Below are 24621 nucleotides of genomic sequence, written 5' to 3'. Positions count from 1 at the left end.
GGTAACACTTATACAAGGTACGGGGTAACACTTACGCGACCAAAAATTCTAACTATCTGTTTACAAAGAGTTTTCAAAACCTGGCACACCAACTGCAATCTATTAAGCGCACAACAACAAAAACAATAGTGACAAAGCAGCGCTTCAACAAAAACAAAAAGCTGCGGGAATACGTTCAGCAACAAAAACAAAAATAGAACGTGAGCGAATTGAGTGTTTTGGGTACTTTGCTTTTTTGGTAGTCCCTTGGCACGTGCGAGTTGTAGAGATGCAAAGAAGAATCACCCCTGAGGTGACGCAGCACCTACCAATAACTTGTTCGATGTCTTTGATTACTGATTGTGTTCAAAGCTTTCCGTTTGCACTGCTGAGAAGCCTCAATTTTGAGGATATACAGTGGGGTACAAAAACGAAGAAAAATCCCGGCAAAAAATAAAAACAATGCAGATAGTCAACGTTTTGAGGGCGGATTCGTGAGAGCGGATCCGCCTTTTGATTATCTGGCGATCGCAAGATTCCGAGGCAAACGTGTGCAAATCCTGCTCAAACCGTTAAACTCTCGGTTTTTGCTCAACGCAACCACGGATTTCAATGCCAAAAACACTTTCCTCCATCTTCGAACAATCCGTCGACAAGCTCCGTTCTTTCATTCCCGGTAAAGGGAACAAAAAAGTACGAGCCTATCAGCGACAGGAAATCCCCAGGGACCAGCACAACGTCTCACGCTCTGCTATAAGCGAGCCTGCCAAGAAAGTTCTTAGCCGACTCAACAAGTCCGGCTATGAGGCTTACCTTGTGGGCGGCGGCGTGCGCGACATCCTTTTGGGACAACAGCCCAAAGATTTCGACATCGCCACCAACGCCACTCCGGAAGAAGTTCACGATCTGTTTCGCAACTCCCGTCTTATTGGCCGGCGCTTCCGGATTGTTCACGTGGTATTCGGGCGCGAAGTCATTGAGGTAACGACCTTCCGCGGAAACGCCGTCGAAACCGATGACGACAACACCGACGATGACAGGAAAACCAGCGAACACGGCTTGCTATTGCGTGACAACGTTTATGGCAACCAGGAAGAGGACGCCCTGCGCCGGGACTTTACAGTCAATGCACTCTACTACTGCATCCGCGATTTTACGGTCATTGACTTTGCCAACGGCATTGAAGATCTGCGCAACCGGCAACTTCGCCTGATTGGTGACCCGGAAACACGCTACCGTGAAGACCCGGTTCGTATGCTGCGTGCGATTCGTTTTGCCGCCAAGCTGGGCTTTGACATAGAGCCAGAAACCGAAGCCCCCATCCAGAATCTGGCACCGCTACTGACACATATCCCGGCCGCCCGTCTGTTCGAGGAAGTGCTGAAGCTGTTTTCTGCCGGGTACGGTGAAGCCACCTATGATCTACTTACCCGCTACAACCTTCTGGCGCCATTATTCCCTGAAACCGTCAAGGCCATCGAGGCTGGCGAGCCGGACGAGCTGATTCGCCAGGCATTGCGCAACACCGATGCCCGGATCGCGCAAGGGAAGTCCGTTACGCCCTACTTCCTGTTTGCAGCCATGCTCTGGCCCGCACTACAAAGGGAGTGGAACCAGCGCCAGGACAACGGCGACCCGGTACAGCCAGCACTTCACGGTGCAATCGGCAAAGTAATTGGTCGCCAGGTGCAGGCAACCTCGATACCCAAGCGCTTCTCAGGCCCCATGAAAGAAATCTGGGAACTGCAGATGCGCCTGCCTCGTCGCCAGGGAAAACGAGCCTTTGTAGCCATGAGCCACCCAAGGTTCCGTGCAGCCTACGATTTTCTGCTGGTCCGGGAAGCCTGTGGTGAAATCGAGCCAGGGCTGGGCGCATGGTGGACGGAGTTTCAGCGCATGGATGAGCGCGGGCAAGAGCGCATGCTTTCAGAGCTCAGCAGTGACGCACCAAAAAAACGCCGTCGCCGCAAACCGGTAAAGCGGCCAGCGCCCTGATGAAAACTGATGCCTTCATTGGCCTGGGCAGCAATCTGAAAGATCCCGCAGCCCAGTTGGCAATGGCAGTAGCCGAGCTGTCCGCCTTACCCGACACCACGCTTGTTGCGCAGTCGCCTTTTTACGCCAGCAGCCCGGTCGGCCCTCAGGATCAGCCGGATTTTGTGAATGGTGCGGTATGGCTCAGCACCGGGCTTGCCCCGCATACTCTACTCGACCAGCTTCAGGCCATCGAACACGCCCACGGGCGCGAACGCCTCAAGCGCTGGGGCCCACGCACCCTTGATCTTGATCTGCTCGTATTCGGCAACCTGGTACTGAATGACAACCGACTTACCGTTCCCCACCTGGAGCTCCCGAACCGGGATTTTGTGCTTCAGCCGCTGCTGGATCTGAAACCTGATCTGGCACTGTCTGACGGCACCTCAATCGCGACCCTGAGGGAACAATGCCCGGACAACCGGTTGCGCAAACTTCCACCTCCGGATTACCCTTAGCATCTGAACGCCGGTTATCCTCGGCACGGTCTTGGCCCACCTACCCAAAAGGCAAGGATTTTATGGCTGTTACCATCAACACCCTGCGGGAATATAAACAAAAGGGCGAAGCCTTTTCTGCTCTCACATCCTATGACGCCACCTTTGCCCAGGTCGTCAGCGAAGCCGGGGTGGACGTTATTCTGATTGGCGACTCGCTGGGCATGGTGCTTCAGGGCCACGACAGTACCCTGCCAGTCACTATGGAGCAGATCGTTTACCACGTTAGCTGTGTAGCCAAAGGCAACCACGGCTCGCTGATCATGGCCGACATGCCTTTCATGAGCTATGGAACCGTAGACGCAGCGCTGGAGAATGCCGCCAAGCTCATGCGGGCAGGTGCCCACATGGTAAAACTGGAAGGCACCGACTGGATGAAAGATACCATTACCGCGCTCTCAGAGAGAGCCGTTCCGGTATGCGCCCACTTGGGCCTGACCCCACAATTTGTCAACAAGTTTGGCGGTTACAAGGTTCAGGGGCGCGATGAAAAGTCGGCGGAAATAATGATCGACCACGCCTGTGAGCTCGTGGCTGCAGGTGCAGACATAATCCTTCTGGAGTGCGTTCCTGCGCCTTTGGCCGCGCGAATTGCCAAAGCTGTGACAGCCCCTGTTATCGGCATTGGTGCCGGCTCCGATACCGATGGCCAGATTCTGGTGCTGCACGACATGCTGGGCATTACCACGGGCCGAAAACCACGCTTTGTGAAAAACTTCCTGGCAGAAAACAACTCCATTCAGGAAGCCATTGCCGCCTACGCAAAAGCCGTTAGTGAGCGCAAATTCCCGGCCGAGGAGCATACGTTCAAGGCATGAGAACCGTCCATTCACTAAAAGAGCTGCGTGCCATTCTCCGCGGCTACCGCCAGCAGGAAAAGACCATCGGCCTGGTTCCGACTATGGGGAACCTGCATGAGGGGCATATTTCGCTGGTTCGCAAGGCTGCCGAAGCCGCAGATATTGTGGTTACCAGCATTTTCGTCAACCCGATGCAATTCGGTGCCAACGAGGATCTCGACACCTATCCTCGCACCTTGATCGAAGATCAGGAAAAACTCAGCGCTGCGGGGAACACGCTGGTATTTGCCCCCTCCGCCGACGAAGTCTATCCAGACGGCCTCGCCCGTCATACCCGGATTGTAGTGCCTGAGGTGAGTGATGGGCACTGCGGTGCAAGCCGTCCAGGGCACTTCGAGGGTGTCGCAACGGTGGTCTCTGTTCTGTTCAATATGATCCAGCCCGACTTCGCTGTATTCGGTGAAAAAGACTTCCAGCAACTGGCTGTCATCCGCAAGATGACACGGGATCTGATGATGCCGGTTGAAGTCATCGGGGCGCCAACCGTTCGGGAAGAGGACGGCCTGGCCAAGAGCTCACGCAACGGCTACCTCTCAGAGCAGGAGCGCATCATTGCTCCCGCCATCTACCAGGCACTCCAAACCACCTCGGAAAAAATTGCCAACGGGCGCGATGATTTTCCGGTGCTCGCTCAGGAGGCCGGGGACAGCTTGCGCGAAGCCGGCTTGCGTCTTGATTATTTCAACATTGCAAACAGCCAGACTCTGAAGCCCGCCGCACCAGAGGATCGGGAAGTTACGCTGTTGGCAGCTGCGTTTCTTGGCACCACCCGGTTAATTGACAATATCTCAGTAACCCGCTGAGCCACTACACCAATACATCAGGAAAGGACTCTTAGATGACCACGCCAACCCCAGCACTGACACAAAAGCCGGAGTGGAAGGAGCTGGAGGCCTGCAGAGAACGCCTGCAGCACAGCACAATGAAAGCACTGTTTGCAGACGACCCTGCGCGGGCACAACGTTATTTTGTTGAAGGCGCCGGCTTGTCGTTGGATTTCTCCCGAAACCGGCTTACAGATGAGGTGCTCTCGGGATTGATGGCCCTTGCTCGCAGCTGCAAACTGGAAGATCGCAGAGCAGCCCTGCTGCGCGGGGACAAGGTGAACGTTACAGAAAACCGCCCTGCACTTCACACGGCTTTGCGCAACCCGGGGACCGACACCATCATGATTGATGGTGTAGATGTAATTGCAGAAGTAGGCGCCACGCTGGCACGCATGGAGACCTTCGTACAAGAGGTACTCAGCCATTCTCGCTGCGGCTATACCGGCAAGGTATTTACCGATGTGGTCAGCATTGGTATTGGCGGCTCTTTTCTTGGACCGAAACTGGTGACCGAGGCCCTTCAGCCTTTCCGCGCGCCCGGCCTGCGTTGCCACTATGTGGCCAACATCGACGGCACGGAAATCTGCGAGACCCTGGCGACAGTAGACCCGGAAACCACGCTGTTCCTGGTCCAGTCGAAGTCATTCGGCACGCGAGAGACTCTGGAAAACAGTAAAGTTGCCCGCCAATGGTTCATAGACCGCAGCGGCAACAAACAAGCAGTTGCCAACCATTTCATAGCGGTCACCGCCAACCCGGCAGCTGCGAAGGAGTTCGGCATTGATCCCGCCAACGTATTCCCGATGTGGGACTGGGTAGGCGGGCGATACTCTCTCTGGTCGGCCATTGGCCTCCCCATCGCACTGACGGTCGGCATGGAGAATTTCCGCGCTTTGCTTGCCGGAGCCCACGCCATGGACAAGCATTTCCGCGACACGCCTCTGGAAAAAAACCTGCCGGTTATCATGGCCATGCTGGGCATCTGGTACAGCAACATCTGGGGCGCCGAAACCCACGCCATACTGCCGTACGATCATTACCTCCGCAGCTTGCCAGCTCATCTTCAGCAACTGGACATGGAAAGCAGCGGCAAACGCGTGAATCAACACGGAGAAGCGCTGGAATATAATTCAGGCCCGGTTATCTGGGGTGGGGTCGGTGCGAATGGCCAGCACGCCTATCACCAGCTGATTCACCAGGGCACGCGCCTCATTCCCGCAGACTTCATCATTCCCCTGCAAACCCACAACCCGGTTGCAACACACCACGCGGATCTTTTTGCCAACTGTCTGGCTCAGTCCCGCGCGATGATGACAGGAAAGACTCTGGAAGAGGCCAGAGCCGAGTTGGCGGCGAGCGGCATGAACGAGGCGGACATAGCAAAACTGGCGCCGCACAAGGTCATCCCCGGAAATCAGCCGAGCAATATGCTGATGATGAAAAAAGTAACACCGGAAACGGTCGGAGCGCTGATCGCGCTCTATGAACACCGCACCTTTGTGCAAGGCGTTATCTGGGATATTGATTCGTTTGATCAGTGGGGCGTTGAGCTGGGCAAGAAACTGGGCGAGAACATTCTGCCGAAACTGCTGGGACCGGCAAAATCTGACGACGCAAGTGACAGCACGACAGATAACCTGGTTGCGCTGTTCCGCTCAGCAAACGGCCTTTGAAATCACTCGCCCCTGCCAGCTGAAGTTCACCGGCCAGAGTTTCTGGTCAACGTTATAGGCTTGCCAGAGTTCAAGGTAACTCATCCGGCATACCGGGTGCTTCACGGTAGGTGCAATGTCTGCCAGAGGGCGCAGGACAAAAGCATTCTTGAGAATCTCGCTTCTGGGCAGCTCCACTCCATCCATCCGGCCCACGGCCTCGCCGTAGGTCAGAATATCCAGATCCAGCGTTCTTGCGCTGAACTTCGGTGCGTCTCTGCGCCGGCCGTTTTCTGCTTCCAGTTGTTTGAAATTCTGTGAAAGCTCGCCGACTGACAGATGGGTCCAGACACCCACAACCAGATTCAAGAACGGGGAACCATCAAAACCAACCGCTTCACTTTCGTATACCGGAGAGATTTCGAGTTCGCCAAACCAGCCTGAAAGTGCATCAAGAGACGCACACACATAACGTTCCCTGTCGATATTACTACCAATACTGATATAAACCGGAACCTGATCAGGCATTACCGAGCTCTCCTTCACGAGCTGACCTTTCAATGCAGACGCCCACAGACTTGGCCGCTGGAACCGCTCCGGGCTTGCGCAACGTCAGACGCAGCCAGCTAATACCAAACTCCCGCTGCAAAACTTCCGCCAGAACCTCTGCACCGTGCTCAAGCAACCTTGGTTTGAGCTCTTGAAGGCATTGCCCTACCCGCTCGCTGACTGCGGCATAATCAAGCGCATCCGCTACATCATCAGACCGGCCGGGAATGCGGTTATCCCAAGCCATGTCAAGATCTACAACCAGCGCCTGGGTCACTTCCCTCTCCCAGTCGTATACACCCACCACAGTTTCTACAACCAGGTTTTCGATCAATACACTATCTGCCAAGAGGGCTCCCTGGGTTATCCCACATACTGCTGATTGAATAACGTACAGACAGCGGATACTGTAACAACACCGGCCTGCAAACTGAGGGCCGGCATTTTCGCACATATTACCCTGATACGTCTTTGTCCCTGAGCTCGCAACATGGCCTTGAGTGATCCGCTATTAACTGTTCTGTTGTGTATGACTGCCTATCTGGCCGGGTCGGTGCTCTTTGCTCTTCCGGTTTGCAGGATTTGGGGGCTGCCCGATCCTCGGGCTCAGGGCTCGGGAAACCCCGGGGCAACAAACGTATACCGGGCCGGCGGCTGGCTACCGGCTTTGATCACCCTGGTACTGGATGCGGCTAAAGGTTGGCTGCCCGTCTGGCTGGCACACAACGCGGGCTTATCGGCTCTGGTGCAGGCCATGGTGGCGCTGTTTGCCGTTACCGGGCACATGATCCCGGCGTTCTATCGATTCAAAGGCGGCAAAGGGGTTGCTACAGCCCTCGGCGCAGGCCTTGCGCTGGCGCCAGTTACAACGCTCGCAATGGCATTTCTATGGCTACTCGTGCTTTGGCGCTGGAAAATCTCGGCACTGGCATCTGTAATAGCCATCATCAGCGGGCCGCTAATCAGCGCATTTATTGAGCCGGAGAATCTTCCCTTATTTGGTCTCCTGGCCATTCTCATTGTCGTGCGTCACCGCAACAATCTGATTCGCCTCGCCCAAGGAAGGGAAATCGGCTTTTAACGCTCCTCTGGCTCAATCCACCAGCCCTTGCAGCCGCGCCTCAGCTAACGACGGCAACTGATTCATCGGCCACCTGGGCACAGCGACAATCCGCTCCCCATCACATTGCCCAGCCTTCATACGCTGGGCACCGGCGTAGGCGATCATGGCTCCGTTATCGGTGCAAAACTCCGGGCGGGCATAAAATACCTGGGCGGACAGCTTTGCTGCCATCTTCTCAAGGCCGGCTCTCAGCCTTTTGTTGGCGCTGACCCCTCCGGCAATAACGAGGCGATCGCCGCCTGCCTGCTCGAGTGCTCGCCGGCACTTTATCACCAGCGTGTCCACAGCAGCCGTTTCAAAAGCCAGAGCAATATCAGCACGCACCTGATCACTGAGGGCCCCTGTTGCCTTTTTCTCGGCATTAACGGTGTTCAGCGTGTAGGTCTTCAAACCACTAAAGCTGAAATCCAAGCCGGGCCGGTCTGTCATCGGCCGTGGGAACTTATATTTTCCTGGCACACCCTGTTCAGCCAGCGCAGCTACCCTGGGCCCCCCGGGGTAATCCAGCCCTAACATCTTGGCAGTTTTGTCAAATGCCTCACCGGCCGCGTCGTCAACTGACTCTCCGAGCATTTCATACTCACCGATGCCATCCACTCGAACCAGTTGTGTGTGCCCACCGGAAACCAGCAGAGCCACAAAGGGAAACGCCGGCGGATTGTCTTCCAGCATGGGCGCCAGCAGGTGGCCCTCCATGTGATGCACGCCAAGTACAGGTATATCGAGGGCAAATCCCAGGGCGTGGGCTACCGCCCCACCCACCATAAGAGCCCCAATCAACCCCGGGCCCGCCGTATAAGCAATCCCCTCGATATCCTTTCGCGAGCGACCTGCGTCTGCAAGCACCTGATCACACAACGGCAAAAGTTTGCGAACATGATCACGGGACGCAAGCTCTGGCACGACACCGCCATAATCTGCATGCATGTCAACCTGACTGAACAGCGCGTGACTTAAAAGCCCCTTGTCGGTGTCAAACAAGGCGACGCCGGTTTCATCACAGGAAGTCTCAATACCCAGGATCAGCATATAATCTGGCCACATCGGTTAGCGAAAAATGGATAAGTGACGCGCATTTTAGCAGAAACCCGAAACTCACTGGCAGTTTCATCCAACAAACATTGACCTTGCCACGATCCAGGCGCTATCATTGCCGCCCTAAATTACGAACTGGTCGCATTTTAGCCAATCTGACCAGAAATCGAGAGAATCGAGCCGGTCTGGCACAGCCAGATGCGCATCAAAATGAAACCGAATCTATCAGGTAGGTGATTGTCGAATGCCAGCTGTTAAAGTGAAAGAGAATGAACCGTTTGACGTAGCACTGCGTCGCTTCAAGCGTTCTTGCGAAAAAGCGGGTGTACTTTCAGAAGTACGTCGTCGTGAGCACTATGAAAAGCCGACTTCCGTTCGTAAGCGCAAAGCAGCAGCTGCCGTTAAGCGCCATCTCAAGAAGCTTCAGCGGGAACAGCGCAAGTTCGAGCGTCTGTACTGAGTTACCGCAGACGCCGCTTGACTGCAAAGCACTGATTGCCTGTACAGCCACAGGCTGCACAGAGCGACCAAAAAATGCCGCCGGGGCCTGGCTTCGGCGGCATTTTTGGCTATTGGCCAAATGCGTGAAGTGCCTGATGTGGAGCCTCTATGAGCGGACTGATCCCCCAACGCTTTGTTGAAGACCTGCTCGACCGGGTAGACCTGGCAGAGCTGATCGGATCGCGCATAACTCTTAAAAAGGCCGGCGCCAATTACAAGGCGTGCTGCCCGTTTCACGATGAAAAAACGCCATCGTTCAATGTAAGACCGGATAAAGGCTTCTATCATTGTTTTGGCTGCGGTGCTCATGGCGATGCTATCAGCTTCGTACGTGAATTTGAGGGCCTGGGCTTTACTGAGGCCGTTGAAGAGTTGGCTCGCAGGGCTGGACTGGAAGTGCCGTACGATCAGGCTGCGAAGCAGGAAATCCAGCAGGCTCGAACGTTGACCGATGCGCTGGATTTTGCCAGTCGCTTCTATCAGTCATCGCTGCATAGTCAGCAAGGCGCTTTCGCCCGTGACTACCTGAAGCAGCGCGGGCTGGATGAGAGCATTATTCAACAGTACCAGGTGGGCTTTGCGCCTGCCGCAGGCACGTCGCTGTTTGATGCCGCGAGCAAGGATCTTCAGGGGCCGCTGATTGAAACAGGCACAGTTTCTGATAAATATGGCCGGCCCCGGGACCTGTTCCGCAACAGGATCATGTTCCCGATCCGCAACAGCCGCGGAAAAACCATTGCCTTCGGCGGGCGGACGCTTGGGGACGACAAGGCCAAGTACATCAACTCTCCGGAGTCGGATGTATTTCACAAAAGCCGGCAGATTTACGGCCTGTTTGAAGCAAAGCAGGCACTGAAACAGCTCGACAAGCTGCTCGTAGTAGAAGGCTACATGGACGTGATTGCCCTGGCCCAGCATGGCATTCATTACGCGGTTGCGACCCTCGGCACAGCAACAAATCAGGACAGCCTGACGGCCTTGTTGAAACAGGTACGTCATGTCGTTTTCTGCTTTGACGGTGATCAGGCCGGTTTCAGAGCCGCTGACCGGGCAATGGACAACGCTCTTGAACTGATGGCAGACGGGCTTCACCTGCAATTCCTGATGCTTCCGGAGGGCGAAGATCCGGATACGCTGGTACGCAAAGAGGGCGCAGAGGCTTTTCAGAAGCGTATTGATGGCGCCACCCCGCTCTCACGGTATCTGTTTGACCGACAGAGCGAGGGTCTGGACCTCCAGCTACCGGAGAACCGGGGCGAGCTCAGAGCCAGAACCGAGCCGCTGCTGAACAAAATGCCCAGAAGCACCCTGCGGGATGCCATGTGGCACGAAATGCTGCGTCTGTGCGGAGGCCGAAACCAATGGCAGAACCGCCCCCCCCAGCAGTGGGGCAAAGGGAAAGGTGAGCGACGGGATCGCATCACCGAAGAGCGTATCGACGTAAAGTTGAGCAAAGACAGCATTCTGTGTCTGGCGCTGCTGGAAGCACCGGATATGGCAAGTGAGATTACCGAACTGGCACTCCATTCCCGCCAGTACAATCAGGCCCGGAATTTTGCGGGTTTTATTCTGGAGCACGAAATCCGGAATCGAAAAGCATTGATAACAACGCTGGCTTTGAACAGCCAGGCGCGTGAACGGTTCTACCATCTGTTCGACGGCATAGAGCATATCCCTGCACGGGAAAGCACTCTGGCCGCTGCAAGAGAGATGCTGAGCCCGAACGAAGAAGCATCAAGGCAGCAAAAGCTGGCCACTTTATTGCGCAACTTCGCAAACCTTACCGCCGAGGAACGGCAAGAGCTGCGAGAGCTAAGCGGGGGAAGCCCGGATTAGCAGCACTTGAAACTTGGCGTACTGATCACCATCTAACCATTCGGTGGCAGAGCATTAGAGCGACAGCTATAATGGCTGTTTAATTTTCTCTTTATTTAAGCGAGTTCACAGGGTGTCTATGTCAGGCAATTCGCAGAAATCACGTTTGAAAGACCTCATCGCACGAGGCAAGGAACAAGGCTACCTGACTTACGCCGAGGTAAACGACCACCTCCCGGAAGACATTGCCGATCCGGATCAGGTCGAAGACATTATTCGCATGATCAACGATATGGGCATTCAGGTGTCTGAAGTGGCACCGGACGCCGATACTCTGTTGATGACCGACGGCGACTCCACCGCCGACGAAGCAGCCGCTGCTGAAGCCGCTGCTGCCCTCGCCGCCGTAGAATCTGACGCCGGTCGTACTACTGACCCCGTGCGCATGTACATGCGTGAAATGGGCACAGTGGAACTGCTGACCCGCGAAGGCGAAATTGTCATCGCCAAACGCATCGAAGAAGGTATCCGCGATGTCATGGCAGCGGTTTCTCACTTCCCCGGCACCGTAGGTACTGTGATCCAGGCCTATGATCGCATCATCGAGAATGAAGGCCGTATCAGCGATATAGTGACGGGCTTCCTTGATCCTGATGGCGCTGAGCCGTTCATGCCGGAAGAGCCCGCCAAAGCCGAAACCCCCGACTCGGAATCTGATGACGATGATTCAGACGATGAGGAAGAGGAAGAAACCGAGAGCGGACCAGATCCTGAAGAGACCCGCCTGCGTTTTGAACTTCTCAGGGAGAAGTTGACCGAAGCCGAGGCATTGCTTGCCAAACACGGTCGCGCTGACAAGAAAACCCAGGCAGCCCTTAATGAGCTGGGCCAGGTCTTTGCCCCATTCAAGCTGGGTAATAAAGCATTCGATGAGCTGGTCAATGTAGTTCGCTCCACCAACGACCTAGTGCGCCAGAATGAGCGAGCGATACTGCAAATCTGCGTCCGCGACTGCAAAATGCCGCGCAAGGATTTCATCAAATCCTTCCCGGGCAACGAAGCAAATCAGGATTGGGCAGAAAAAACCATCAAGAGCAAAAAGCCTTACGCTGCGGCTATGGGCGAGCGCATTGATGAAATCATCCGGCTTCAGAAGCGCATACAGAATGTGCAGACCGAAGTGGATCTGGATGTTGTCGACATCAAGGAAATCAACCGCCGCGTTTCCATTGGTGAGGCGAGAGCTCGTCGTGCCAAGAAAGAAATGGTTGAGGCCAACCTGCGACTGGTGATTTCTATCGCGAAGAAATACACCAACCGCGGCCTACAGTTCCTCGACCTGATTCAGGAAGGCAACATCGGCCTTATGAAGGCCGTCGATAAGTTTGAATATCGCCGTGGCTATAAATTCTCTACTTATGCCACCTGGTGGATTCGTCAGGCCATCACCCGCTCCATTGCGGATCAGGCGCGCACCATCCGTATTCCGGTGCATATGATTGAGACCATTAATAAGCTCAACCGTATTTCTCGCCAAATGCTTCAGGAAATGGGCCGCGAGCCTACTCCGGAGGAGCTCGGCGAGCGCATGGAAATGCCTGAAGACAAGATTCGTAAGGTACTGAAGATCGCCAAAGAGCCAATCTCCATGGAGACACCGATTGGTGACGATGAAGACAGTCACCTTGGTGACTTCATTGAAGACATACAGGCGCTCTCGCCAGTGGATTCGGCAACTGCTGAAGGCCTGCGCGAAGCTACCCGCTCCGTTTTGTCAGGCTTGACGGCTCGTGAGTCCAAGGTACTGCGCATGCGCTTTGGTATCGAAATGAACACGGATCACACATTGGAAGAAGTCGGCAAACAGTTCGACGTAACCCGTGAGCGTATCCGTCAGATCGAAGCCAAGGCACTGCGCAAACTGCGTCATCCTTCCCGTTCCGATCATCTGCGCGGATTTATTGACGATCAAGGCAACGGATAAGCTTCACAACAGTAGCGGGCACCGCACCTCCCCGGTATAATGGCGCCCGCTTTGTTTCCCTAAGGGGAAACACTTTCCTGACAGCGTTCGCTGAACGGGCCTATAGCTCAGTTGGTTAGAGCAGAGGACTCATAATCCTTTGGTCCCTGGTTCGAGTCCAGGTGGGCCCACCATTACTCGAAAATATCTTGCCAGCTCCACCCGGCAACTCTCACAGCCCCATTCACTTGACCCCGACCTCCCATGACAGCTTGTTCACTGCCCTGCCGACCAATTTAATCTTTTTTTTCAGAAACTTATATCCTGCATGCGCAATCATGCCAAGCGTTCAGCGGCTTATCACTCCGGGTTTGTTGCGAATCAGTCATGGTCGATTGCCTGCTGCCTGCTAGAGTTATGGTGTGGTGAGCATGGCATTCCGTCGTTTTACGGCACATCTCGCCGTTCATAAAAGTCCGTCAACCCCGACGGCAGGATGATTTCGTGCGTAAAACACGTTCCTGCATAGCTTACATATTGCTGAAAGGAGATCGTGCATGAACAAATTCAAGTCGATGTTATACACCGCCGGGATTACTGGCGTCGCTCTTACTATCGGTGGTTGCGCCAGTTCTGGCGAACGGCCCGATTCAGACCTTCAGTCTGCGGAGAGTTCTCTTCAGCAGGCCGTTGCCGCAGATGCCCGGAAGTTCCAACCGGTGCTGCTCAACAACGCGCAGAATAAGGTCGCCGATGCGAAAAACCTGATCGAACAAGAGCGGTACATCGAGGCCGAACGCCTTCTGGAACAGGCTTCCGTCGATGCTCAGCTAGCAGGCGCGCGCGCTGATACTGAAAAAGCACGCCAGGCTGTTGAGGAAATCAACCAAAACATTGAATCAATGCGCAACCAAATCAATCAAGACCAGTAATCGCCATATCTGGAAAGGAGACTGTTATGAACAAACGCAACATAACACTGGGCGTGGCTGTGGGCTTGTCAGTGCTGGTCGCCGGCTGCTCTTCAACCCCGACGGAAAACGCGATGGTCGATGAAGCGCGCGCCTCTTACACCAAAATCAAAGATGATCCGGATGTCGCACGCAGTGGCGATCGCCAACTCAGAAGTGCGAGAGATGAGCTGAGCCGCGCCGAGTCTTTGCTGGAAGACGGCAAGGACACGGTTCTTATTGAGCATGCAGCCTATCTTGCCAATCGCCATGCACAGATCGCCAGCGAGCAGGGTGAGCGCGCACGCTTGCAGGAAGAAATAGACTCGGCTGAAGAGCGCCGTCGCGAATTAATGCTCAACCAACGCTCCAGTGAAGCCGAGCAGGCCCGCAAAGAAGCTGAAATGCTGCGACAAAGAATGGAAGAGTTGCAAGCAGAGCGCACTGATCGTGGAATGGTTCTGACACTGGGCGATGTTCTGTTCGACCTTAACAAGGCCGACCTGAAGTCATCAGGGGAACGAACCATAGGCCGCCTCGCACAATTCATGCGGGAGTATGAAGACCGTAGAGTCAGCGTGGAAGGTTATACCGACAGCACTGGCGAAGAATCTTACAACCAGCAACTGTCTGAACGCCGCGCCGAAGCTGTCCGTGATGAGCTGATCTCTCAGGGCATTGAGCGGCGCCGTATAGAGACAAGAGGCTACGGCGAGCAGTATCCCGTCGCCGGCAATGACACTTCCTCTGGTCGGCAACAGAACCGCCGCGTAGAGATCGTCATCTCGGATGAAGACGGACAGATCGAGACTCGGCAAGACTGAGTGTCACCGAGCATGATAGAAACAAGGAAGTGAGTGCCCGGCGGCGCTCTTCCTTGTTTCCGTCAACCGGGCAGAATTCCGGCGCATTGACGAGGATCAAGCATGCCCGTGTGAAACGGCCTAAACTGAATTTGGTTAATGTGGTTACACACCTGAGGAGAACTAACGAATGCCACTAGAAAAACACGATCTTCTACGTGAACTGCCGGAGTCTAAAGACGCCATTCATAAACTGAAAACGACAGACCAGCATTTTGCGAAGTTGTTCGAAACTTATCACGACACCGATCATGAGATACATCGCATTGAACAGGGTGTCGAGACCACCTCCGATGAGTATCTGGAAGAGCAGAAGAAAAAGCGGCTGAGCCTCAAAGACGAGCTTTACGGCATGATCCGCGATTATGAAGCTTCAATGGCAAGCTGAGCCAGATAAGTCGCAAGGAACCCCGCAATTGCCTGCGGGGTTCGCTTTGACCTCCTAGTGTTTCCTTACCCCCCGATTTTCCCTGGAGCCGCCCCGGCTCACAAATGCCACCAGCATGTTACCTACCATCGCGCAAATTAATTATTCGCATAACCAATTGTATTAAATATGATTTTTGATAATTTTTCCCGTACATGGTCATTCCGACAGGATATCGTGTCAAAAGTGCCAAGGTCCTAGAAAGACAAGCCCCCTACACTTCCGGGTGTAAAGAATTACCAGCCGTATCCAGTCCTATTCTGGGGCGCTGAATTACGGCAAGAGTATAAAAACAATGAGATAATGGAGTGTATCAATGGTCCCCACCTCCCGGTTTCCTGCACGGGCGCCGAGCCTAGCGGTTGCAGCAGTATCCACAGCTCTCTCTATGTCGGCGTCAGCCAGCATGGGCAATATCGGTACAACTTATGGTGTCATGCCCATAGACGTTGCTACCGCCCAGTCTCTCTCCATGTTTAATGACCAGGTGTCCGCCACTTATTATAACCCGGCGGCTCTCACCCGGGATGAGCGAGGCGAGCTGACATCTGGCATTCTGCACGCTGATCAGGAACTGCGGTCGGCAAACCCTAATGCCAATGGGGATGTGGTTTCCAGCTCTCCCAGCCAACACGTACTGGTCGGAATGAAGACCAACCTGGGTTCTCTTACACGCTTTGACCACCCCCTTTACCTTGGTTTCATTGCCGGCGTGGAAAAGTACGGGAAAGAAATGCTGGCATTTGATTCCCAGACCTCATCCAATGGCCAGTTCCTGCAATACGGGAAAGAGCCTCTGTTCCTGAACCTTGGCGGTGCCACCCCTATATGGCGCGGTATTTCGGTGGGCGTATCCGCACGCATAACCCTGGATGCAACCGCTGATCTCGATGCAGTATCCACACTCGGCGGGGAAACCAGCCGCGAGCGCCTGGCAGTAAATGCCGAGCCACAGGTTAAAACCATTATTGGCACCACCGTCGATCTCGGTAGCACTTTTTGCCCGGAAAACAGCTGCTTCCTGCAAGGCTGGGAAGCAGCGTTCACTTATCGAACCAAGTCATCAGCTTCAACCGCTGTTGATTCAAACGTTATCGTTACGCAAACGATTCCCGATCCGGGCCTCAGCCTTGTCGTATCCACAATCGATTCATTCCAACCGGAAACCTTCGGATTCGGGACGCAATATCGAGGTGAAAACTGGCGCATTGGCGGCAGCATCGAACAGCAGAACTGGTCTGAGCTGTCGGATGAATTCAAAGACGATACGATCAAAGATCAGGCCACTATCCCCGCCGCCAGCCGCATTCAGTTCAACGATACGATAATTCCACGTATTGGTGCTGAGTACGACCTCAACAACAACTTTTCCATACGGGGCGGATTGGCCTACGAAGAGTCGCCTCTGAAAACAACTCGCAACCCGGAAATCAACTACCTGGATACCGACAAAATTGTCGTTGGCCTTGGCGTTAGCGCCACCTACGACCACACTCGCCTTCTGGCCTTTCCTGTACGTTTTGACCTGGGCTATCAATACCAGCAGCTGCAAGAACGGGACTTCATCCTGGTCGACTACGAGGGTACGGAAACCGACGTAACAGCAGACGGCGATGTCCACATTATCAGTGGCTCAGTAACCCTGAAGTTCTGAGGAGAAGTTTGCCATGAAGTACAACAAGATCCTGGCATTGATTCCCGCCCTGCTACTCGCAGCCTGTGGCGGAGATGAACAGACAACAAACCAGAAAGTTACACCTGGCTCAGTCATTTACTCATACCCCGCAGATGGGCAGTCTGGTGTCAGCCCTGAAGCAGATATTGTTATCAGGTTTTCACACGCCATAACTGAAGATATCACCGATCTTTCCAGCAAAATTGAAGTAAATTCAGCTGGTGCCTCTGCAGTGTTCGATGTTGAAAAAGTCGATGAAGGCAGGAGCCTGAAGCTCACCGTTAACAACGCCCTGAACAGAGCAGCAAATTACTCCGTCACTTTTAACGAGCCACTTCTTGCCGAGGGTGGACGTTTGATCGAAACGCCGGAGGGTCTCGGCGATCGGGGCGTTCAGTTCCAGACCCGGGGCAGCCTCTCAGGGTCTACGGGCCTGGCGAACACCTCTGATCGCTTTGGCGTTGCCTGGAAGGTACCGGCGAGCGATGACCAAACCGATAAGAGCTTTCAAGCGCTAAACTTTTCCACGTTCCGCCTCGCCATGACCCAGCCAGTACATCCGGACTGGAAAGGGCTCGGCGGCTCGATTGAAATGCTGGACCAGAATGAACAGCCTGTGCCTGCCACCATTCTGGTCAAAGGCAATCGCATTACGGTCGACCCTTGCGTCACACCGGATCTGCAGCAGTGTGGCGGCAAACGAGACGTCCTTAACAGTGGTGAAACCTATACGCTCAAATTAACCAACCTGGCGAGTCTGACAGACTCCGGCGAGGGTAATCGGCTAACCCGGAGCTTCAGCTTTACCCCCCGAGACACCGGCCCGACAGTCGTCTTGAAGCAAAGCGCAACGGATTCGGGTCTGGCTGCCGGCGAAGCTGAAGGAGATGTAACAAGGTCCATTCTGAACAACCAGATCATCAATGGAGTCACACTGAATTCGGTGCTTCAGGGTGTCGCCGGCCCTTCCCAGCAAACCGGTGACTTATTTGCAGAACTGGCATTCGCACCCTCATTTGAAGCAACAGAAGCACTCCCTCTGCGTATAGCCAAGGGCAGCATTCTTCGCAGTACCAGCCTGGATGTTCTGGTTGGTGGTGTTGTGCCGGTCACAGAAGCGGTAAACCCTGGCGAACCTGTTGGTCCCTTACAGAAAACAGGTGACATTAAAGTAACGATGACTTCTGATGCATCCGGTTACCTGAGCCCGAACCTCTATACCGATGACATCAACGCTCCCCGGCAAATCACATTGTTCATGGATGTATCCATGAACACCGCGGAGGCCCAACCAAACGCCTCTCTATCCCAGGATCTGATGGGCGTGGAGCTGCGGGGCATCGCGATCGTGAAGGACGGCGTACTCACTATCGATGCCATTGGCATGGTGGAACCTAATCTGCTTGGGCAGGAATTCACAGACTCAACCATTGCCTTTCACCTTGAGGCCGCCACAGATGCAGAGTCTGCTCTGGATGCAGAGTTGGATCGCGAACTGGACAACACCTCGCCGAAACTGCTGAGCTGGACGCCAGGTGCCGCTGACGCAATTCCCGCCACCAGGCAGTCCATGCACCGCCCCGGCGACCCGGTGATCCTGTTCTTTGATGAGCCTCTGGACCCTGCATCCATCAGGAATGGCGTCAGCCTGTATGCAAACGGGCAGCATGAGAAAGACCTTCATGCCAGGCTTGATGGCACAACCCTCATACTCAACCCTGAGGGCGGTTTGAAGCAGGGTGTTTCCTATCTGGTATCGGCTCGGGGTGTGGCCGACCTTGCCGGAAATACTGCAATGGTAGAGGATTTGAGCTTTGAACTTGACCCGACAGATACTGCCGCACCCTCCGTAACCCAGGCCCCGCCTCTCGCACTGACAACTTATCCGGGATTTCCTTGCGAAACGACCTATGACGCCATTGATCTTGCCGCAGGGGTACACGGCCAGTGCTGGGACGCCACCTCCGGTGGACAGGAGGGCGACGTGCTTCCTGTGCCGGAAATGCCTGAAAATCGCCCTATTGTTGTCATTTTCTCTCAGCCGATGAAGCTGGCCTCAATTCGGCCTGGGGAAACCTTCGTTGTTGAGAAAGTCGCTGCCGACAAAACCCCGATTGAGACGGTAGCCGGTCGTCTGGAGAAAAATAACCAGCGTATCCGTTTCTTTCCAGACCAGCCCTGGGAGCGCGATGCGTTCTATCGTTACACCATGAAAGTTGACCGAGCGGCACCCAATTGCGCCCAGGAAAATCCGACATCGATCTGTGGCGCGAACATGCTACCCCTGAAAACAGATCTGCTTGAGGGGCTGAATGGTGGTGGTAACGGTGACAACTCAATGTCCATCTACTTTAAAGGCGTGGCAGGGCAGGAATCGGTATTTACCCCGCTACGAAATCTGCCTATTCGCGACACCAATGCCAACTTCCGCATTGATTGCAGCTCGAACGATGATACCAGCTGCATCGAACCTTTCGCCCATGAAGGCAGCGATGAAGATGGCTGGTCGCCCTCTGCCAACACAACGAAACTGAGCGTCAAAAACAACCAGGCCTCTGCCACACCTGGACTGGTTTCCGGAAAGGCGGAGGCCCGCGTAGGTTGTGAAACGGGGGAGCGTTGCCCTAGAAACAAGTTTATCTATCAAACATATGCACTGAACACGGAAGTAAAGGGCCCGGGCATATACAAGCCGACTGGAGAGAAGGGCATACTGGTGGATCTCTACCCCACCATGCTCGCAACAACGTCGGTCAGTGTGTTCGTAGAACTCAAGGTTCTTGGCTTTATCCCACTTATGGAAGAATCCATCACCAATACGCAACTCATTCGTATGCGCTACACCCAAGACCCAAGCTGTGCGGGTGATGCCGGCTGCCCACGAAACCAGCTTATACCCGGAGCCATTATTGAGGGCGATAACGGACAGCCGGTGTTCAAAACACAAGTTGAGTTGATGCTGGATGCGCCAGATATGGAAATCCCCCTGGGTGGCACCCATGACCTTTACGCTCGGGAATTTATTTTTGACCTCGAGGGCGATATCACATTCTTCGATGATGGCCGCATGCAGATAGAGCAACGCAATATCAACCTGGTCGATATCAACGTGAGCGCAAATACCCTGGGGATACCCAATGCAGGCCTGATAACTATAAATCTACCCCTGCAGATACCGGTTGGAGGCACCTACCTTAATTTCATAACCAATCCCGTAAAGGACCTCCCCGCAGAGGAATGAACCCGCTGCAACGTTTATCAGGCCAGTCTCCGGACTGGCCTCTTTTATAGCGGAAACAACGACTGACCGTTTCCTACCCCAACGTTTCCCTACACCAGCGTTTTCCTGCTAATCTGGTTGCACAATGAAACCCAACCTGTCACAACAAAAAATATCAGGAGAGATCTTCATGGATAACGGCACCCATTACCGCACCTGTCATCTGTGCGAAGCCATGTGCGGCGTTGCCATTGAAGTGAAAGGAGGCCACATTGCATCCATTCGCGGAGATGACAAGGACCCGCTGAGCCACGGACACATTTGCCCCAAGGCCGTCGCTCTGCAAGATCTCCAAGAGGACCCAGAGCGTTTGCGCAAGCCGGTTCGCAAAACCTCCACCGGATGGCAGGAAATGGAATGGGATGAGGCTTTCAGCCGGGTCGCCGAAAAACTCCATAGCACGCGCACAACCCATGGTCGCAACAGTATCGGTGTGTACCTCGGCAACCCGAATGTCCACAACCACGGCTCGCTAATCGCCACCATGCCCTTTCTACGTGCCATCGGCACCCAGAACCGGTTTTCAGCAACGTCTAATGACCAGCTGCCACACATGCTTGCAAGCCTGGAGATGTTCGGTCACCAGGTCCTGTTCCCCATACCTGACATAGATAACACTGACCTGTTTATCTGTATTGGCGGGAATCCTATGGCATCCAATGGCAGCCTGATGAGCGTTCCGGACTTCCGTGGCCGCCTGAAAGCGCTGAAGCAGCGTGGTGGCAAAATGATTGTTGTGGATCCACGACGCACGGAAACGGCCCGACAAGCAGAGGAATTTTATTTCGTTCGACCCGGTACCGACGCCTTCCTGCTGATGGCCATGGTGAACACTCTGTTTACCGATGAGCTGATCCACCCGGGACCTGCTGAGCACCTTATAAAAGACATCGACCTTTTACGGCTGGCATCCCTGCCCTTCACTCCTGAAACTGCGGCTGAGCGTACAGGTGTTCCCGCCGAGACCATACGTAATCTCGCGCACCAGTTGGCAAGCACTCCCAAGGCTGCTCTCTATACCCGAATGGGTACGAGTACACAGACATTTGGCAGCACAGCTACCTGGCTGGCCTACTGCCTGAATATTCTGACCGGGAAACTGGACTCCATCGGCGGTGTCATGTTCACGCAGCCGGCAATTGATCTGATCGCTCTGGGCGCCATGTCCGGGCAGCGAGGCCATTTCGGCAAGCGTCACAGCCGCGTTAAAGGGCTTCCAGAGTTTGCCGGTGAATACCCTGCCAGCACCATGGCAGATGAAATACTCACCCCAGGCGAGGGGCAGGTTCGTGCCTTTGTGACTGTCGCCGGAAACCCGGTGCTCTCCAGTCCCAATGGGCGCCGGCTGGACGAGGCGCTGAGCGGCCTGGATTTTATGGTGTCGGTGGATTATTACATCAACGAAACCACACGCCACGCGGACATCATTCTGCCCCCGACCGCCGCTCTTGAGCGCAGCCATTACGATATCATTTTCAATATGCTCGCAGTGCGTAACCTGGCCAAATACAGCGAAGCGCTGTTTGATGCCGGCCCCGACAGCCGGCACGACTGGCAGATCCTTCTTGAACTGGCCCACAAGCTGGAGAAGTTACGCAAAGGTGGAAAGCTTCCTGTACGTTCCGAGTTGGGCTGGCGGGCATTCAAGCAGCTAGGCCCTGACCCCATTGTTGACCTGCTTCTGCGAACTGGCCCCTATGGCACGGATACGGGTCGCGTTGGTAGGATATTGGAGCCGGCCATGAGTCTGCTGCAGGGGCTGTTGCCCAAAAAACACGCGTTGGGCAGTCTCTCTCAGCTAAGTTCACTCAATCCGCAATGGCAGGAACTGCCCAAAGGCCTGTCTCTCAAACGCCTCAAGGAACATCCCAGCGGGATTGATTTGGGCGCTCTCAGGCCAGCCCTGCCAAATCGCCTATTCACACGGGACGGTAAAATAAATCTGGCTCCACGCCGTTACCTCGAAGACGTAGAACGCCTCCATCAGCAGCTTTCAGCGCCACAACCATCAGATGAATTGCTCCTCGTAGGAAGGCGCCATGTGCGCAGCAACAACTCTTGGATGCACAATAGCCAGAGGCTAGTGAAAGGCAAGGAGCGCTGTACGTTGCTGGTGCACCCGCAAGATGCAAGTAGACTGGGCCTTCACGAAGGCGGCCAGGCGGAAATCAGCACTGCTGGCCAGCAGATCGTCTTACCTGTAGAGATTACAGAAGACATGATGCAGGGTGTGGTTTCTATCCCCCATGGTTGGGGACATAACCGCGAGGGCACCAAGCAATCCACCGCGTCCCGACACCCTGGAGCAAGCATCAACGATGTATTAAGTGATGATCATACCGATCCGGTTGCGGGCACTTCCGTATTGAATGGTCAGCCAGTAACTGTCAAAGTCTGGCAGCCGAAACAGCAACGTAAATCGGCCTGACTAAAACAGGGAGAACAGAATGCCTGAGTGGCTGAAGTGGGGCCTGATTATTGCCGGTGCTATCGTCATCATTGTGTTGTTGGGCTTTATCCGACGGCAAATGCTGGTATTGTCTGAGAGCCGTAAACGCCAGCAAAAGGCAGAGGCTTTTCAGACAAAGCGGCGTCAGGAAATGATCGACAGCATTCGCGTTATCGCAATGGCAATAGAAGAGGATCAGGTCGAATACTCGGAGGCTTGCCTGCGCATCAAAGGCCTCCTCGACCATGTTGCGCCCCAGCTTATGGAAAAACCGCCCTTTCGGGTCTTTATAGAGGTGTATGACCAACTTCGGCATATGCCCACCCACCAGGCGCGCCAGGATACGGAAGCACGTTTTGTCGAGAAAATGGATAAGGAAAGATTCGAGGTAGAAAAGCGCCACGCCGATGAAATACGCCGTGCTGCGACCGCCATTCGAAATCACTCGTTCTAATCAGCACCAAGGTTTGTGTTTTTTTTGTAACGGAAAGAATTGCAGAGGCTATTTTTACTAATTCAATATCAACAGCTTGCTCATAGCAGAGAAAGTGACAAGGCGCTCAGGTTCAATTTTCCACCTCAAACACCTTTTCTTTTTGCAGGCGTTGTCTAAATTGAAAACAGGACGGTACTTTTCTTCTGCATCAATTTACCGCCCCGCGTTGTTTCTCCTGAAACGTTCGGACGACTCTGCTATGAGCGAAAACCTCGCCGGCCTTATTCCAGGGGCCGGCTTTTTTGTTACTGACCCATCATGCCGGCCATTGCCATAATATCGTCTTTACCAGCTACCAATTCATCAAATTGCTCTTCTACCTGCTTGCGATCCAGCCCGAGCTCTTCAAAAACCTCCTCGCCAATGCTTTCGCTGGCGCCCAGAGCTATGCCTCTCTCCGTTAATAGTTGCCTACCTAACCATAAAAGCCTGGCATAAACCCAGTGATCGCCTTTGTAACCACGGTGTTTTTGATACCGGAGCGCCAGAGTGACCTCTTCCGGCATACTCCAGTTCTCCATAAGCTGCGCGGCAATCTGCTCGCGGGTGATACCCAGCAGATAATGCTCGGTTACCGAAGAATCAATGGTCGAGTTCACTTCCAGGGAACGGCATACCAGCTTGAAGTGGGGAGGAAAAACCTGAGCCAGCAAAAGATAGCCAAAGTTATGCAGCAAGCCAGCAAGGTAGGCCAAGCCGAATACAGGCCTCTCGCCTCGAGGCATCATACTCGCCAGAACACCAGCCGACTGGGCCTGCCAGATTGCTTGCTGCCAATAATCCACATAGCCATCCGGATGATCCTGAGGCGGCTTGAGCGTGCGCCCGAGGGACAGCCCCATAGCCAGGTTCATGACCATATCAAACCCGAGCACTCGGGATACCGCATCGTGAACCGATCGAACTTGCCCGGCAGCCGCATAAAAAGAAGAGGATGCCCAGCTGACAACCTGCGCAGCCAGGCTTGGATCACTCTCAACAATATCCACGAGATCGCCCATCACAGCATTCGGATTCACCCGCAAGTGAATAATGCGCTGGGCGGTTTCCGGAAGCGGCGGAAGCTCCAGCGTATCCTCCAGTCGCTGCTGAATACGCAGGCTGGTGAATTTCTTTATCGCAAAAGTCAGCTTACTGCGATCACTGGCCGGGTCATCCAGGTTTACCGCAATATTTTCCGAGGCCACTGTAAAAGACCGGCGATCTGCATTCGACGTCAGCGCACGAAAATCTTCAGCAGGCATTACCATGGCGAGATTCTGTTCGCCCAGCTCCAACGCTACTGAGGGCAAGTCATCGACCCGGCGATCGACTATGGTCGGCCAGCCTGTTAGTGAAGGCAGTGCTGGAAGCTCCCTGAGCCCGGCTCGCTCTTTCGCGCGAACCTGCTCCCGGGGCTTCATAAGGCGAAATTCCTGCTCCAGCTGTTTGTTCAAACGCTCCAGGTCAATCAGATCCTCTTTGCAGCAAATAGCCTGAAGGTTCTCTGGCCCATCTTCGAGCAACACCATTCGCAACAGCTCGTGCCTGTTAGCCTGACGTGCGTCCCTCAGCGATACACCCTTGGCTGCGTCGCCCAGAGCTTGCTGAACCGTGACAGGTAGTTCCATCGTCTTCTCCCGAAGTGTCGCTGCTTGCCATCCGGC

20 protein-coding genes and 1 tRNA gene are annotated in these 24621 nt (G+C 54.4%); 17 read left to right on the top strand and 4 right to left on the bottom strand.

Features of this window, described 5'->3' with window-relative positions; genetic code table 11:
• The first annotated feature begins 591 nt into the window (after positions 1-591).
• The 5 genes from pcnB to pgi all read left to right on the top strand — a co-directional run bounded on the left by pcnB (position 592) and on the right by pgi (position 5870).
• Entirely contained in the window at positions 592-1974 is a 1383-nt protein-coding gene (gene pcnB / locus Q4501_RS18120) for a polynucleotide adenylyltransferase PcnB (protein WP_303597670.1), read from the top strand.
• A complete protein-coding gene (gene folK / locus Q4501_RS18115; protein ID WP_303597669.1) occupies positions 1974-2471 on the top strand; it encodes a 2-amino-4-hydroxy-6-hydroxymethyldihydropteridine diphosphokinase in 498 nt (165 codons plus the stop codon). Before pcnB ends, folK (Q4501_RS18115) begins: the two co-directional genes overlap by 1 nt.
• Positions 2472-2533: 62 nt before the next feature.
• Positions 2534-3328 carry a 3-methyl-2-oxobutanoate hydroxymethyltransferase gene (panB, locus tag Q4501_RS18110; RefSeq protein ID WP_303597668.1) on the top strand — a complete coding sequence of 265 codons (795 nt, stop codon included), beginning with the start codon at positions 2534-2536 and terminating at the stop codon, positions 3326-3328.
• Positions 3325-4173 carry a pantoate--beta-alanine ligase gene (gene panC, locus Q4501_RS18105; RefSeq protein ID WP_303597667.1) on the top strand — a complete coding sequence of 283 codons (849 nt, stop codon included), beginning with the start codon at positions 3325-3327 and terminating at the stop codon, positions 4171-4173. The genes panB and panC overlap by 4 nt, the downstream gene beginning before the upstream one ends.
• A 35-nt stretch (positions 4174-4208) precedes the next feature.
• Positions 4209-5870 (top strand): glucose-6-phosphate isomerase, encoded by a 1662-nt coding sequence (pgi, locus tag Q4501_RS18100; RefSeq protein ID WP_303597666.1) that lies wholly within the window; start codon positions 4209-4211, stop codon positions 5868-5870.
• Here pgi and folK (Q4501_RS18095) read toward each other — a convergent pair.
• Both folK (Q4501_RS18095) and Q4501_RS18090 read right to left on the bottom strand, forming a co-directional pair.
• Positions 5853-6377 carry a 2-amino-4-hydroxy-6-hydroxymethyldihydropteridine diphosphokinase gene (gene folK, locus Q4501_RS18095; RefSeq protein WP_303597665.1) on the bottom strand — a complete coding sequence of 175 codons (525 nt, stop codon included), beginning with the start codon at positions 6375-6377 and terminating at the stop codon, positions 5853-5855. The genes pgi and folK (Q4501_RS18095) overlap by 18 nt on opposite strands.
• A complete protein-coding gene (locus Q4501_RS18090; protein ID WP_303597664.1) occupies positions 6370-6747 on the bottom strand; it encodes a dihydroneopterin aldolase in 378 nt (125 codons plus the stop codon). The genes folK (Q4501_RS18095) and Q4501_RS18090 overlap by 8 nt, the downstream gene beginning before the upstream one ends.
• 141 nt (positions 6748-6888) lie before the next feature.
• On the opposite strand from Q4501_RS18090, the gene plsY reads away from it, so the two are divergent.
• Positions 6889-7479: a glycerol-3-phosphate 1-O-acyltransferase PlsY gene (gene plsY / locus Q4501_RS18085; protein ID WP_303597663.1), complete on the top strand. Its 591-nt coding sequence runs from the start codon at positions 6889-6891 to the stop codon at positions 7477-7479.
• Between the two features lie 12 nt (positions 7480-7491).
• On the opposite strand, the gene tsaD is transcribed toward plsY, so the two are convergent.
• The gene (gene tsaD / locus Q4501_RS18080) at positions 7492-8550 is read right to left on the bottom strand and encodes a tRNA (adenosine(37)-N6)-threonylcarbamoyltransferase complex transferase subunit TsaD (protein WP_303597662.1); all 1059 of its coding nucleotides are present in this window, start codon (positions 8548-8550) and stop codon (positions 7492-7494) included.
• A 250-nt stretch (positions 8551-8800) separates the two neighbouring features.
• Here tsaD and rpsU point away from each other — a divergent pair, with 250 nt between their 5' ends.
• The 11 genes from rpsU to Q4501_RS18025 all read left to right on the top strand — a co-directional run bounded on the left by rpsU (position 8801) and on the right by Q4501_RS18025 (position 22933).
• The gene (rpsU, locus tag Q4501_RS18075; protein WP_072794797.1) at positions 8801-9016 is read left to right on the top strand and encodes a 30S ribosomal protein S21; all 216 of its coding nucleotides are present in this window, start codon (positions 8801-8803) and stop codon (positions 9014-9016) included.
• 149 nt (positions 9017-9165) lie between these two features.
• Positions 9166-10893 carry a DNA primase gene (gene dnaG, locus Q4501_RS18070; protein WP_303597661.1) on the top strand — a complete coding sequence of 576 codons (1728 nt, stop codon included), beginning with the start codon at positions 9166-9168 and terminating at the stop codon, positions 10891-10893.
• A gap of 118 nt (positions 10894-11011) precedes the next feature.
• Positions 11012-12856: an RNA polymerase sigma factor RpoD gene (rpoD, locus tag Q4501_RS18065; protein ID WP_303597660.1), complete on the top strand. Its 1845-nt coding sequence runs from the start codon at positions 11012-11014 to the stop codon at positions 12854-12856.
• Between the two features lie 96 nt (positions 12857-12952).
• Positions 12953-13029 (top strand) — tRNA-Ile (locus tag Q4501_RS18060).
• A 363-nt stretch (positions 13030-13392) separates the two neighbouring features.
• Positions 13393-13767 (top strand): DUF4398 domain-containing protein, encoded by a 375-nt coding sequence (locus Q4501_RS18055; RefSeq protein ID WP_303597659.1) that lies wholly within the window; start codon positions 13393-13395, stop codon positions 13765-13767.
• A 26-nt stretch (positions 13768-13793) separates the two neighbouring features.
• Positions 13794-14609: an OmpA family protein gene (locus tag Q4501_RS18050; protein ID WP_303597658.1), complete on the top strand. Its 816-nt coding sequence runs from the start codon at positions 13794-13796 to the stop codon at positions 14607-14609.
• Between the two features lie 169 nt (positions 14610-14778).
• Positions 14779-15036, top strand: a complete 258-nt coding sequence (locus tag Q4501_RS18045; RefSeq protein ID WP_303597657.1) for a YdcH family protein — start codon at positions 14779-14781, stop codon at positions 15034-15036.
• A 355-nt stretch (positions 15037-15391) separates the two neighbouring features.
• The gene (gene aupA / locus Q4501_RS18040) at positions 15392-16729 is read left to right on the top strand and encodes an alkane uptake protein AupA (protein WP_303597656.1); all 1338 of its coding nucleotides are present in this window, start codon (positions 15392-15394) and stop codon (positions 16727-16729) included.
• A gap of 13 nt (positions 16730-16742) precedes the next feature.
• Positions 16743-19991, top strand: a complete 3249-nt coding sequence (locus Q4501_RS18035; RefSeq protein WP_303597655.1) for an Ig-like domain-containing protein — start codon at positions 16743-16745, stop codon at positions 19989-19991.
• A gap of 169 nt (positions 19992-20160) precedes the next feature.
• The gene (locus tag Q4501_RS18030; RefSeq protein WP_303597654.1) at positions 20161-22458 is read left to right on the top strand and encodes a molybdopterin oxidoreductase family protein; all 2298 of its coding nucleotides are present in this window, start codon (positions 20161-20163) and stop codon (positions 22456-22458) included.
• Positions 22459-22477: 19 nt separating this feature from the next.
• Positions 22478-22933 carry a DUF2489 domain-containing protein gene (locus Q4501_RS18025; RefSeq protein ID WP_303597653.1) on the top strand — a complete coding sequence of 152 codons (456 nt, stop codon included), beginning with the start codon at positions 22478-22480 and terminating at the stop codon, positions 22931-22933.
• A 287-nt stretch (positions 22934-23220) separates the two neighbouring features.
• Here the strand turns inward: Q4501_RS18025 and Q4501_RS18020 are convergent, their stop codons facing one another.
• A complete protein-coding gene (locus Q4501_RS18020; protein ID WP_303597652.1) occupies positions 23221-24585 on the bottom strand; it encodes an aminoacyl-tRNA deacylase and HDOD domain-containing protein in 1365 nt (454 codons plus the stop codon).
• Positions 24586-24621 lie beyond the last annotated feature (36 nt).

The organism is Marinobacter sp. 2_MG-2023 (assembly GCF_030546935.1).
Lineage (GTDB): Bacteria > Pseudomonadota > Gammaproteobacteria > Pseudomonadales > Oleiphilaceae > Marinobacter.
This window is presented reverse-complemented; position numbering and strand designations above follow the sequence as displayed.

What these genes read in the sequence shown, in the direction of transcription:
- rpsU (WP_072794797.1), top strand. Translation starts at nt 8,801, where the DNA reads ATGCCAGCTGTTAAAGTGAAAGAGAATGAACCGTTTGACGTAGCACTG.
- folK (WP_303597665.1), bottom strand. Translation starts at nt 6,377, where the DNA reads ATGCCTGATCAGGTTCCGGTTTATATCAGTATTGGTAGTAATATCGAC.
- dnaG (WP_303597661.1), top strand. Translation starts at nt 9,166, where the DNA reads ATGAGCGGACTGATCCCCCAACGCTTTGTTGAAGACCTGCTCGACCGG.
- rpoD (WP_303597660.1), top strand. Translation starts at nt 11,012, where the DNA reads ATGTCAGGCAATTCGCAGAAATCACGTTTGAAAGACCTCATCGCACGA.
- panC (WP_303597667.1), top strand. Translation starts at nt 3,325, where the DNA reads ATGAGAACCGTCCATTCACTAAAAGAGCTGCGTGCCATTCTCCGCGGC.
- Q4501_RS18020 (WP_303597652.1), bottom strand. Translation starts at nt 24,585, where the DNA reads ATGGAACTACCTGTCACGGTTCAGCAAGCTCTGGGCGACGCAGCCAAG.
- folK (WP_303597669.1), top strand. Translation starts at nt 1,974, where the DNA reads ATGAAAACTGATGCCTTCATTGGCCTGGGCAGCAATCTGAAAGATCCC.
- panB (WP_303597668.1), top strand. Translation starts at nt 2,534, where the DNA reads ATGGCTGTTACCATCAACACCCTGCGGGAATATAAACAAAAGGGCGAA.
- Q4501_RS18055 (WP_303597659.1), top strand. Translation starts at nt 13,393, where the DNA reads ATGAACAAATTCAAGTCGATGTTATACACCGCCGGGATTACTGGCGTC.
- aupA (WP_303597656.1), top strand. Translation starts at nt 15,392, where the DNA reads ATGGTCCCCACCTCCCGGTTTCCTGCACGGGCGCCGAGCCTAGCGGTT.
- pgi (WP_303597666.1), top strand. Translation starts at nt 4,209, where the DNA reads ATGACCACGCCAACCCCAGCACTGACACAAAAGCCGGAGTGGAAGGAG.
- pcnB (WP_303597670.1), top strand. Translation starts at nt 592, where the DNA reads ATGCCAAAAACACTTTCCTCCATCTTCGAACAATCCGTCGACAAGCTC.
- plsY (WP_303597663.1), top strand. Translation starts at nt 6,889, where the DNA reads ATGGCCTTGAGTGATCCGCTATTAACTGTTCTGTTGTGTATGACTGCC.
- tsaD (WP_303597662.1), bottom strand. Translation starts at nt 8,550, where the DNA reads ATGCTGATCCTGGGTATTGAGACTTCCTGTGATGAAACCGGCGTCGCC.
- Q4501_RS18050 (WP_303597658.1), top strand. Translation starts at nt 13,794, where the DNA reads ATGAACAAACGCAACATAACACTGGGCGTGGCTGTGGGCTTGTCAGTG.
- Q4501_RS18025 (WP_303597653.1), top strand. Translation starts at nt 22,478, where the DNA reads ATGCCTGAGTGGCTGAAGTGGGGCCTGATTATTGCCGGTGCTATCGTC.
- Q4501_RS18030 (WP_303597654.1), top strand. Translation starts at nt 20,161, where the DNA reads ATGGATAACGGCACCCATTACCGCACCTGTCATCTGTGCGAAGCCATG.
- Q4501_RS18045 (WP_303597657.1), top strand. Translation starts at nt 14,779, where the DNA reads ATGCCACTAGAAAAACACGATCTTCTACGTGAACTGCCGGAGTCTAAA.
- Q4501_RS18035 (WP_303597655.1), top strand. Translation starts at nt 16,743, where the DNA reads ATGAAGTACAACAAGATCCTGGCATTGATTCCCGCCCTGCTACTCGCA.